The organism is Paenibacillus andongensis (assembly GCF_025369935.1).
Taxonomy (GTDB): Bacteria; Bacillota; Bacilli; order Paenibacillales; family NBRC-103111; genus Paenibacillus_E; species Paenibacillus_E andongensis.
The window spans coordinates 2428507-2440765 of the sequence record NZ_CP104467.1; the positions used below are offsets into that span (position 1 = coordinate 2428507).

A 12259-nucleotide genomic window follows, 5' to 3' on the forward strand; every position below is an offset into this window, starting at 1 on the left:
ACACGGTCAAAAGAAGCGAAGGCGGGCTTCCGATCGGTAACGGTCGAATGGGAAGCCTGCTATGGACATCGCCGTCGGCCGTGAAGTTGCAAGTGAACCGCGTCGATGTGTATGCCAATGACCGCTCTACGAACAGCTTCAATCAACGGCATTTGGATTATGGCTACGCCTGCGGCTTCGTCGACATCGATTTTGTGGATTACGGGGAAGACGCGTTTCAGGACGGATCGGTACGCCAGCATTTAAGCTTATTCGATGCGACGGCCTCCATCCGCGGTAACGGAGTCGGTCTCGAAGCGTTCGCTTATGACCATAGCGATGTGTTCGCCATCAAAGTCGAAGATGGAAGGGCGAGCCCGCAAGGCATCAACATCAAGCTGAAGATGCTTCGGCCGGCGGAAGTCGCGACGAAAAGTCATTCGGCGGTTTCCAAGCTCATCATGCACAAGGACGTTATGATCTTGAAGCAGGAATTCAGGGAGGGCAGCTATTACTGCTCTTCGGCGGTCGCGGTCGGCATCTCCGGCCGCGACGGGATCATCCGGATGAACGATGAGCTCGGCGGGAGGGCGCCGGTCACCGATTTTAGGGTTAGCAAAGTGCTCGGACAGCCGAATGAGACGGAAATGCGCCTATGCGTCAAACCGGGAACGGGGAGATTTGACATTTACGTCGCAAGCAGCGCCACCTTCGATGAGAACGAGGATGTCATCTCTGCGGCAGTCAATCAGTTGGAAGCGGCAAGAAAAACGGGTTATGAGCGATTGCTGCAGGAGCATAAGCTTTGGTGGAACGAGTTCTGGCAAAAATCCTACATCCGTTTAAGCAGTGATGACGGCAGCGCCGAATTTGTGGAGAAGCATTACACGTACTATGTGTATCTGATGGCGGCGAACTCCAGGGGCGGAAAGTATCCCCCCAACTTTGGCGGCATGCTGCTGAGCCCGCGCGGGGATTTTAGGCATTGGGGAGCGATGCAGTGGTGGAGCAACCTCAGGCTGTACTACAATGCGCTTCTGCCGACAGGCCATAATGAATTGATGCAGCCCTACTTCGACATGTATTCGGGCATGTACGATTCGTGCGCCAAAGCGGCGGAGCAGCAGTGGGGCAGCAAGGGGATCTATATCCCCGAAACCGTGTGGTTCAACGGTGTGGATGAACTGCCCGAAGATATCGCTTCCGAGCTGAGAGAACTTTACTTGCTGCGCAAGCCTTGGGAGGAACGCTCCGAAAGATTCAAGCAATACGCGTATAATAAGCATCCGCATGAGAGCCGTTGGAACTGGAAGGGACATGAAAAATGGGTGGACGGAAACCTGGTCTACTCCGATAAGGGCTGGGGCCCCTTCGGCTCCACGACCCACATGTTCTGGAATATCGTCGGCATCGCTTTTCATTATTGGACTTATTATGAATTCACCAAAGACCGGTCATGGTTGAAAGAGCGGGCATACCCGATGATCAAAGGAGCCGCGGAATTCCTGCGCAATTATCCGCACATGCGTAAGGAAGATGATGGCAAATACCATATGTCCAATACGATTAGCGGCGAGAAGTACATCGGGGGTAAAGATACGATTCAAGTGATGTCGGTGCTTCACGGAATCATGCCGGTGCTGCTGAAAGCTGCTGAACTATTGGATGCTGATCGGGACATGCGTCCGGTGTGGGAAGAGTTTTACCTGAACCTCGCTCCGCTTCCGCGAAGCGATCATCCGGAGGCCGTCTATCGAACCAAAGAAGGCGAAGAGGCCATTTGGGTCGGCGCGCTCGGGCAGGTGCTGGACGATCATCGGGACATCTCGAACGATCCGATGCGGGATTTTATTCTCTGTTCCTTAGAAACTGAGAAAGAAAATCCGGATTGGTTCCGGACAGGCAAAGCCACTCTCGCCTTTCAACGGGATATGCTGGGAGGAGACTGGAGCAAGGCGGTGAGCGAGATGTCATCCGTCTCCGTCATGCTAGCCGGTATGGGAGAGGCCGAAGCCTTTAAACAAGCAGTACTGGCACAGCTGGAATGCGTGAATGCCGATCGTGAGTACTGCTATTATGCCGATACAGGGAAAATCAAATATTACGACAATCGGCTGACGGTACGGGAGGGTGTTAACGCCGTCAGCGCGCAAAGGCTAGGAAATGTGGCGCACGGCTTGCAGTTAGCGCTCTGTCAAAGCCACCCGGGCGTTCCCGGCAAAGAGCCGGTCATTCGCGTGTTCCCGGCCATCCCGGACGGGTGGGACGCGGAGTTCTCGCTCTGGTGTCACGGAGGCTTTAAAGTGACGTCCGCAATTCGCAAAGGTGTTGTCGAGTCGATTAGGATTGAATCCACGCTCGGCGGTATGTGCCGATTGCGCGATCCTTGGAACGGTTCATTGATTGAGTTTGACACCGCAGCGGGTGAGACGTACAGCTTTAACGCAACAGAATAAGGACATTTCCATTCAAAGGAGCGATTTTCAAATGAAAACGTATCGTTTACAGCAACTTGCCGATGTTACGGAAGGACATATTTTGAAAGATATCATGCCTGGGGATTACATTTCTAATGGAGGTCTTGCCTTCGAGAAGCCTGGAGCACGCGCTCATACCAACGATGGGCCGGGAGGCATCGACTATCACGTGCATGAAGATTGCGAAGCTTTCCTGATCATGCAGGGCAGGGGCGAGGTTGAAATCAAAGAACAAGCAGGCTCCATCATGCATCCCGTAAAGACGGGAGATATCGTTATTATTGAGCCGGGAGAGGACCATCACCTCATTTCAAGTGTGGATGATCCTATTGTCGTCGTTTGGTGCCATGCCGGACCGTCACGCAACAAAAATCAATTTAACGTAGATAAGTGAGGAAGAGAAGTATGTTACCTTGGAAGAAGCGCTGAGAGAGGTGTAACCATATGTTGTATTTAGATGATTTGAAGAACCTCAAAGCCAGTGTCAGACTTTCCGATTGTACAATAGCTGACGAACGTGTGGTATCCTGGAGAAATCATGGGTGAATCATCTTCTAAACGCTAAAGTTGTGAACCGGTCCGATCATTCACTGCGGATTAGAGAGGTCGTACTTTTTTCCGGGGAGATGCCTTTCGCCCCCGATACGCCATTTTACGGTGAAGGCTTTCAAATGCTGACTCAATACGGAGGGACGCTTTCTTCGCCCTATGTGATCGGGGCTTACGGAAAAGATCGGGACTTCTTCCGGATCCCCGAAACTCCGTTTCATGCGAACTTATGGACGGTATACAATCTTCTGGCCTTGTCTCCTCGTCATGAGGAGCACATGTTGATTGCCTTTACCTCATGCAACCGATTTTCCGGCGAGTTTCGATTCCGAAATTCATATCTCGAAGTGATTATGGATACCGAAGACTTGGAGCTGGGACCCGGTGAGTCATGGGAGTTGGAGCAATTCATGTTTGCTTCCGGAGCAGATCGCGATTTGCTTTTTCAACAATTGGCAGAGAGCCTCAATCGGAACCACCCCCGCCTGCTGTATCCTGAAATTCCTACGGGATGGTGTTCTTATTATTGCCTGCGTCCCATGACTGCAGAGGGACTTTACGAGAATGCCCGCAGTATGGTCCGGCGAATCCCTGAACTGAATCGGATACAAATTGACGGGGGCTATGCAGCAGCTGATGGCGACTTCTTAGTACCGAGTGTCACGCTTGGATCGGACGTCAAAACAATTAGTGAAGGCATCCGGGCGACCGGGATTGAAGCTGCCGGCTATATATCTCCCTTTATCGTAGAACCGGGGTCGAAGCTAATGCTTGAGCATCCGGATTGGCTTGTTCAAGATCAGGAAGGCAAGCCGTTCAATGGAATCGGTCAGAAAAAGAAGCGGCCAGAGAAGCAGTGGTATATGCTGGACGGGACGCATCCTGAAGCCCTAAACTATTTGCGGTCAACTGTCAGGGGTATGCATGATGAATGGGGGTGGCGCTATTTCAAGCTGGATTTCCTGCAATACGGCGCCTTGCCAGGATACCGTTACGACAAACAGGCAACAAGAATCGAAGCATTTCGCAGTGGAATGAAGGCGATTATCGATGAAGTCGGGCACGACAGCTTTATTCTTGGGTGCAATGCTCCTTTCTGGCCGCTTCTTGGCTTGGTACACGGGAACCGGGTGACCAACGATATTGCACGGGACTGGAAACATGTCAGCGGCAACGCGGAAGAACTTTTTCCACGGAACTGGCAGAACGACATGTTGTGGTATAACGATCCGGATGTCCTTGTCCTTGAACAAGTAACGTTTCATGAACAGACGCTTGGCGGCGAAGTCATGGAGAAGAAATCGGCCCTTTCCGAACAAGAATTCGAATTCCATAAAGCGGTTATTCTGGCATCCGGCGGGATGATCCTCAGCGGAGATTTAATCCCAGCTTTATCCGAGAAAAATATACGGGTATTGAAGAAGTTGTTGCCTCCTACGGGCAAAGCCGCCCGCTTTGAAGATGACACGTATACGATTGGACGAATCGAATTGGAGCATCGTCATGTCATTTGCGCCTTCAACTTTGACGATCAGCCTAAAGATATCGGACTCAGCTTGGACGGGAGCTATCGGGTTTACGATTTTTGGACTGATGAGGAAATAGGTACCTACACGAATGCGCTGAAACTTAACAATTTAGAACCTCATTGTGCCAAAGTATTTTATTATAAGGTTTAGAGCCACTTATAAAGGTTATTGGAAAAATCACCCTCAAATGGCGGAAAGACTCCAAAGGCTTATCGAACGCTTTAAAGTGTAACAACGCGAGGATGCCCCTAAAGGCATCCTCGTTTATTTATGTGTGCCTTGATTTGTTATTAGTGAAGTGGTAATAAGGAAGGGGCGCTGCCAGTGCAAATGTTTGACAAACGAGAGTAGTGAGGAAGGTCGGATCAATAGTAGGCCTAAGGAATCTTGCATCACACCAAAACTTTTAACTATGCTGGCAGTTAGTTTAGAAGTATAATTTGTATGTTTAAAGGATCTATCCTATATTAACAACTCTCGTCTACAATGAGAATTTGTATGCCAACTAGTGTGGGAGGGAATTTGTTTGTTGTTACGGAGACTAAGGTTTAATCGTCATAGCATTGTTTTGACCTGGTTTTTATCGTATGCAGCAGTGCTGCTGCTCCCGATTGTCATGAGTATTTTCGTTTATAATCAATCCAAACAAACGTTAGAGAATGAAATTCATCAAGCGAATAATGCGCTTTTGAAGCAGGTTGAGGATTCGATGGACCATCAGCTGAAGAACATGCAGCGATTGAATTTCGAATTGTCGTGGAACCTTAAAATTCAGGAGCTGCTGTACTCCGGGAAGAGGCAGCTTTTTCCGATGGAGAATGCTTATGACGTCTATCAAATCACACAAGATTTAAAATCATATCAATCCTCGTATCCTTTCGTGGACGAATTCTATATTTATCTCGCGTCCGACCATGAGGTTCTTATGCCCAGCGTGAAAAGAGAAGATAAAGTAGCCTTTCAACTACTGCATGAGGACGGTGTACTCACTTACGATCAATGGCTTTCTATGCTGAATGAGTACAACACCCAACATTTCATTGCGTTAGACCGCAAAGTCGAGGGGGGACGTTTGGAGAAAACGGTAGCTTTGATAAGCAGTTATCCCAATGTGGGCAAGAAGTCCATTGCAACGAATGTCATTATGATGGACCAGTCCAGGATTCTCGACTCCGTCAAAAACATTCAGCTTTTTAATCAAGGAAATGTACTCATTCTAAATAAAGAAAATCAGGTGCTTGTTTCCAACTCTAATGTATCGATTCCGCTGCCTGCAGACTTTCCATACGATAAAATGACTGGATCTTCAGGTTTGTTCTACTTTGTGAACGGCGGGGAAAAGTATGAAGTCTTCTATCAGCAATCGGATCAATCGGAAATGAAATATATGACTATCGTACCGAGCCGCCTTTATTGGGTAAAAGCAGAGCAAGTACGCGTATTGACATACACCAGCATTGCGATCAGTTTCTTTGCCGGACTAGTACTAACTCTAGTTCTATTAATAAAAAATTATAGTCCAATCCGCAGGTTAACGCGCTCTTTCACCGATAAAGGAGGATTGCCGGTCGGTAAAATGAATAATGAGCTGCAGTTCATCCAACAGGCGATTAATCGGACGTTTGACGAGATGGATAAAATGGCGAACCGAAACCAGCATGAACATGATATCCTTCGTTCTCACTTCATATCACGGCTGTTAAAAGGCAGATTAAATCCTTATATTACGGTAGACGATTCACTAGCTGCCTTTGATTTGCAGTTCGACACGGATCAATTCGCCGTACTGCTTTTCAGCTTAGAGGAAGAGGAAAGTTCGTCGTTCTTCGAATTCATACAAGGCAAGGATATGGCGGAAAAACGCAAGCTGCTGTATTTCATTATTGCAAATGTCGTTAAAGAGATATCGAACCAACACGATCACGGTTATGTAACTGAAGTGGAAGATATGATGGCCTGTTTGATCAATGTAAGGGAACGAACAACGGAAGAGCAAGGGCAGGAGCTAATGCGAGTCGCCTCGGTGGCTCAAAATTTTTTACAGATGAACTACAAAATTCCTTTGACTGTATCAATTAGCCGTGTACACCATTCGATAGCGGGCATTTCGCAAGCTTATACGGAAGCGCTGGATACTCTGGAATATAAACTCGTTGTAGGAAGCAAGGGCATTATTTCTTACGAGGATATTGCTTTGAATGCGCCTAAAGAACCAGGAGCAGGCTATGAATATCCGCTTCAAGTGGAACAGCAGCTGATCAATAATGTAAAAGTGGGCGATTTCGATAAGGCCAAGCAAACGTTGGATGAAATTATAAACAACAATGTATATAACCAAGTGATTGCTCTTCCTTTAGCCAAGTGTCTCATGTTTGATCTGGTCAGCACGATGATGAAAGCGGTCAAGGAAATTGGTGACATCCAGAATAGTCTGATGGAGGCAAATCCGAATTGGATGGAGGAGCTTACCCAGTGCAGTACGATTCAAACGATGCATCAACAAATCATCGTCATTCTAAAGCAAGTTTGTGATCATGCATATCAGGTGAGGCAAAAAAACATACAGCACACACGGCAGGGAACTCTTCGTTCGTTAATCGAAAACATTTGTGTGTATATTCAATCCCATTATGAAGATAATGATTTAAATATTACGATGATTGGCGATCATTTTGAAATGAAGGCAGCTTATTTATCCAAATTGTTTAAAGAACAGACCGGGGAAGGTTTGCTGGATTATATTAATAAGATAAGGATCGACAGGGCGAAACTAGCTCTAAAGCAACCGGATAGCCAAATTGTTGATGTGGCTGTTGCTGTCGGATACAGTCATGTGAATACATTTATTCGAACTTTCAAAAAATACGAAGGGATTACCCCAGGTAAATTCAAGGAAATGTGCGAATCTTAAGCTGCCAATCGGGTGGCTTTTTCTTTTTATATGTGCAATTGGAAGTTTTGTTTATCTTTTTGTCGAAATGGTTGATTGGTTTTCGCGATTTTGGTTATTCAAATGCTGAAATGGAAGATATTAAACAGCAGCCGACTATCCTACAATAATTAACGTAGCGTTCTAAGCGCTTCACAAATTGCTATCAACTAGGGGGAAACAAATGTGTCGAAAACAAAACGTATAGCTTCCGTTCTATTAGTAAGCGCTGTGTTTAGCAGCATCTTTACGGCTTGCTCCAGCGCAAGTCCCAAAGATTCGTCTTCCGTACAATCCAGCCAGAAGGATGGCGCAACGACGAATACAACATATCCGATTCAAACAGACAAGAAGCTAAGTTATTGGGCGGAAATGCCAAGCACGTTGGTAGGCGTCAAGCCGAACTTCGCTGAAGTTCCTTTTGTTCAAGAATGGCAAAAGCAAACCGGCGTTAAGCTAAATTTCACTTCACCTGTTGTGAACCAAGCCAAAGAAGGACTCAATGTTATGTTAGCTTCAGGAGATTTGCCGGATTTGATCGAGTATAACTGGATGCAGTTTCCCGGAGGGCCTGAGAAAGCGATTAATGATGGTTACATTCTCAAGCTGAACGATCTAATCGATAAGTATGCACCTAATTTGAAGAAGTATTTAAAGGAACATCCTGAAATAGATAAAATGGTGAAAACCGATTCGGGCAGCTATTATGGGTTCCCGTTCCTCCGCGGGGATGATTACCTTCGCGTTTACCAAGGGCCGGTCATCCGTAAGGATTGGTTGGATGAACTTGGAATTCAAGCTCCGACAACAATCGATGAATGGCATGATGTCCTGAAAGCATTTAAGGAGAAAAAGGGTGCAACAGCTCCGCTTTCCTTCCAAAGTGTCCCTAGGGCGTTCGAGCAAATCTATAATGGCGCTTTTATCGGTGCCTTCGGCATTCAGCGTCTCTTCTATTTAGATAACAACCAAGTGAAGTTCGGACCTGCTCAGCCAGAGTATAAGCAGTTCCTGGCTACGTTCCGTAAGTGGTACGAGGAAGGGTTGTTAGATAAGAACATTGCATCGACGGACGGTAAAAATATTGATGCCAATTTAGCTTCGGGTGCAACAGGAGCCACAATCGGTAACGCAGGCGGTGGGATTGGCAAGTGGATGCCGCTTCTGACAGCAAAGAACCCGAATGCAAACCTTGTCGGCGTTCAGTACCCGGCTTTGAAAAAAGGTGAAACGCCTAAATTTGGCCAAAAAGATTACCCTTATTCCTTCCAAGGGATGGTTGCCATCTCAGCAGGCTCCAAAAATGCCGAGCTTGCCGTAAGAATGCTTGACTACGGATACTCCGAGCAGGGGCATATGCTATTCAACTTCGGTACTTCGGGCGTAAGCTTCAGCATGGACAATGGTTATCCGAAATATACCGATATCTTGTTTAAAAATCCGGATAAGTTAGCGCCGTCGCAAGCGTTCTCGTTGTATACCAAGGCGAACTACTTCGGACCATTCGTTCAAGATAAGCGATACATCGAGCAGTATTTAACGATTCCTCAGCAGAAAGACGCAATTACTGTATGGCAGAAAACGGATGCAGACAAGTATACACTTCCACCGATTACGGCAACCCCGGAAGAAAGCACTGAGCTGGCCAAGACAATGACGGATATTAACACATTAGTCGATGAGATGACACTCAAAATTATTCTTGGAAGCGATTCTGTGGACAATTTTGACAAGTATGTGGAAAAAATGAAGGGCTTGAAGTTAGACCGAGCGCTTCAAATCCAACAGGCGGCATTGGACCGCTATAACAAACGCTAATAGAAAGAGTGTGAAGGAGGGCCGGAGAAGTAGAATCCGCCGGCCTCCAACAAGTATCACAGCGGAATGGGGATGAGTAGATGGACAAAGTGCTGCAAGCGAGAACGAATGCGTACCAGCAGGCAAAGCAAACCTTTACGATGAGAACGGCCAAAGATTTTGCTCAAAACAAATACCTTTATGTCATGATGATTCCAGTCATCGCGTTTTATCTCATCTTTCACTATGGGCCCATGTACGGCGCGATCATTGCTTTTAAAGAATATTCCCCAATGAAAGGGATCGTGGGGAGCCCTTGGGTAGGATTTGATCAATTCATGTCATTCTTTCATTCTTATTATTTCTGGAGAATCTTGAAAAATACCGTAGTCATCAGCTGTTATTCTTTACTTTTTGAATTTCCAGCTCCGATTATTTTAGCGCTTCTCATTAACGAAGTTCGTCATCAAACATTTCGCCGTATTGCCCAATCCGTGACATACATGCCTTATTTTATTTCACTGGTTGTCATTTGCGGCATGGTGAAGGATTTTACGAACAGCGGTGGAATTTTGAATTCCTGGTTTTCGATGATGTTTGGTGGAGATGGGCATGCGCTGCTGCAAAAGCCAGAATGGTTTCGACCGCTCTATATTTTATCTGAAATATGGCAAAAAGTAGGGTGGGAATCGATTATATACATTGCCGCACTCATGGGAATCGACCAAGAGCAGTATGAAGCGGCTCGCATGGACGGGGCTGGACGGTGGAGGCAGATCTGGAACATTACGATTCCAGGTATTATGCCGACGATTATGATCATGTTCATTCTCCGCATGGGGAACTTGCTCAACGTAGGCTTTGAGAAAATCATTTTGTTATATAATCCTGCAACTTACGATACGGCCGACGTTATTTCCTCCTTCGTATACCGAAAAGGATTACTTGAATTTGGTTGGAGCTATAGCTCTGCCGTCGGTCTGTTCAACTCACTCATTAATCTAATTCTTCTGCTTTCGGCGAACAAACTCAGTAAAAAATTCAGCGAAAGCAGCCTTTGGTAGGTGACACATTTATGATGCAGCAACGAAGCTTGAGTGAAAAATCCTTTGATGTATTCGTATATATCGGCTTGATTCTGCTAATGGTCGTTACTCTGTATCCGCTCCTTTATGTTGCCTTTGCTTCTTTAAGCGATAGCAATGACTTTTTAACACATAAGGGCATTCTCTGGAGACCGCTTGGATTTAATCTGGAGTCGTATAAAAGCGTGCTTACTAACCCCGGCATTATGACCGGCTACAAAAATACCCTTTTTATTCTAATTGTCGGAGTCAGCATTAACGTGTTGATGACAGCTTTGGGAGCCTACGTGCTCTCACGCAAAAATGTCATGTGGAATAAGGCATTTCTTATTTTTATTGTGTTCACGATGTTTTTTAACGGTGGCTTGATACCGCTTTATCTGATTGTCAAAGGTGTAGGTTTGGTCAACTCACTCTGGGCTACGATCATTCCGTTCGCCATGAATACGTTTAACCTCATTATCATGCGCACTTCGTTTATGGCGATTCCTGAAACGTTGGAAGAGTCGGCGAAAATCGATGGAGCTAATCATTTCACCATCTTGTTCCGTCTTATTCTTCCGCTGTCCATGCCTGTAATTGCTGTGATGATTCTATATTATTCGGTTGAAAAGTGGAATGGATGGTTTTACGCTTCGATATTCTTGAAAGATAGAGATTTATTTCCGCTTCAAGTCATTCTACGGGAAATTCTCATCTCCAATTCTACGGATACGATGTCTGCCGGGGCGTCGGCAGGGGATCGCATGCAAATCGGCGAAACGATCAAATACGCGACGATCATGGTAGCAACCTTGCCTGTTCTATGTATTTATCCATTCCTGCAGAAATATTTTGTTAAAGGTGTCATGGTAGGAGCATTAAAAGGCTGATAAGGAGTGATTGGGAATGAAAACGATTCTTTGTGAAGAACCAAATCGGTTAGTGATGACGGAAACGGAAAGACCGGTTCTGCGGGAAGGTGAGGCGCTAGTTAAAATTAAGCGAATCGGGATTTGCGGTACGGATCTCCATGCTTATAAAGGAAATCAGCCCTATTTCACTTACCCACGAATTCTGGGACATGAGTTGTCGGGGGAGATCGTTGACATCCAAGACAACGAAACGGATTTAACATGCGGGGATCTGGTCACCGTTATGCCTTATCGGTATTGCGGAACCTGTGTAGCTTGCCGGCAAGGAAAAACGAATTGCTGCACCAGCTTGAACGTTCTAGGTGTCCACGAGGACGGAGGGATGCGCGAATATATGGCCGTTCCGACGAACTTACTGCTTAAAGCGGACGGCCTAACGCCGGAACAGGCCGCGATTGTTGAATGCCTTTGTATCGGAGCTCATGCCGTGCGCAGAGCAAGCATTGTGCCAGGCGAATACGTGCTCGTCATCGGTGCAGGACCTATCGGGCTCGGTGTTATGAAATTCGCTAAATTAGCCGGAGCCAAAGTGATTGCTCTCGATATCAATGAGGACCGACTTGACTATTGCAAGCAATGGGTCCCGGCAGATTATGTCGTAGGCGCGAAGAACGACCCCGCAGCGAAGATTAAGGAAATTACGCAGGGCGATTATCCGACGGTAGTTTTGGATGCTACCGGCAATGTATCATCGATGGAGCAAGCAGCGCAATATGTCGCCCACACTGGCCGCTTAATCTATGTGGGGCTTGTCAAATCCAGAATTTCATTCGACGATCCGGACTTCCATAAGCGCGAATTAAGTATTCTCAGCAGCCGTAATGCAACACGTGAAGATTTCGAATATGTTATGGAAAGTATTCGGAGCGGCAGCATAGATACGGATTCCTTTATTACACACCGTGTGGACTTGGATCACATGATCGACACGTACGAGTCTTGGCTGAAGCCGGAGTCTGGGGTTATCAAAGCGATGGTTCAATTAGATTAATAACGTGCA

Annotated in this window: 10 protein-coding genes; 8 read left to right on the top strand and 2 right to left on the bottom strand. The window is 46.5% G+C overall.

The window, feature by feature from the left end; translation table 11 throughout:
- Positions 1-59: 59 nt before the first annotated feature.
- Both NYR53_RS10945 and NYR53_RS10950 read right to left on the bottom strand, forming a co-directional pair.
- A complete protein-coding gene (locus NYR53_RS10945) occupies positions 60-242 on the bottom strand; it encodes a hypothetical protein (protein WP_261305185.1) in 183 nt (60 codons plus the stop codon).
- Positions 243-248: 6 nt separating this feature from the next.
- Positions 249-419, bottom strand: coding sequence for a hypothetical protein (locus NYR53_RS10950; protein WP_261305186.1), 171 nt, complete (start codon positions 417-419; stop codon positions 249-251).
- 126 nt (positions 420-545) lie between these two features.
- Here NYR53_RS10950 and NYR53_RS10955 point away from each other — a divergent pair, with 126 nt between their 5' ends.
- The 8 genes from NYR53_RS10955 (at position 546) to NYR53_RS10990 (ending at position 12250) form a co-directional block, all read left to right on the top strand.
- Complete coding sequence (locus tag NYR53_RS10955; protein ID WP_261305187.1) at positions 546-2435, top strand: glycosyl hydrolase family 95 catalytic domain-containing protein; 1890 nt, start codon at positions 546-548, stop codon at positions 2433-2435.
- A 31-nt stretch (positions 2436-2466) separates the two neighbouring features.
- Entirely contained in the window at positions 2467-2850 is a 384-nt protein-coding gene (locus NYR53_RS10960) for a cupin domain-containing protein (protein ID WP_261305188.1), read from the top strand.
- Between the two features lie 148 nt (positions 2851-2998).
- Positions 2999-4684: a glycoside hydrolase family 36 protein gene (locus tag NYR53_RS10965; protein WP_261305189.1), complete on the top strand. Its 1686-nt coding sequence runs from the start codon at positions 2999-3001 to the stop codon at positions 4682-4684.
- 376 nt (positions 4685-5060) lie between these two features.
- Positions 5061-7445, top strand: a complete 2385-nt coding sequence (locus tag NYR53_RS10970) for a helix-turn-helix domain-containing protein (protein WP_261305190.1) — start codon at positions 5061-5063, stop codon at positions 7443-7445.
- Positions 7446-7649: 204 nt separating this feature from the next.
- A complete protein-coding gene (locus NYR53_RS10975) occupies positions 7650-9281 on the top strand; it encodes a type 2 periplasmic-binding domain-containing protein (RefSeq protein WP_261305191.1) in 1632 nt (543 codons plus the stop codon).
- A gap of 140 nt (positions 9282-9421) precedes the next feature.
- Positions 9422-10324: an ABC transporter permease gene (locus NYR53_RS10980; protein WP_261306330.1), complete on the top strand. Its 903-nt coding sequence runs from the start codon at positions 9422-9424 to the stop codon at positions 10322-10324.
- Positions 10325-10335: 11 nt separating this feature from the next.
- Entirely contained in the window at positions 10336-11217 is an 882-nt protein-coding gene (locus tag NYR53_RS10985; RefSeq protein ID WP_261305192.1) for a carbohydrate ABC transporter permease, read from the top strand.
- A 16-nt stretch (positions 11218-11233) separates the two neighbouring features.
- Entirely contained in the window at positions 11234-12250 is a 1017-nt protein-coding gene (locus NYR53_RS10990; protein ID WP_261305193.1) for a zinc-binding alcohol dehydrogenase family protein, read from the top strand.
- The last annotated feature ends 9 nt before the right edge of the window (positions 12251-12259 follow it).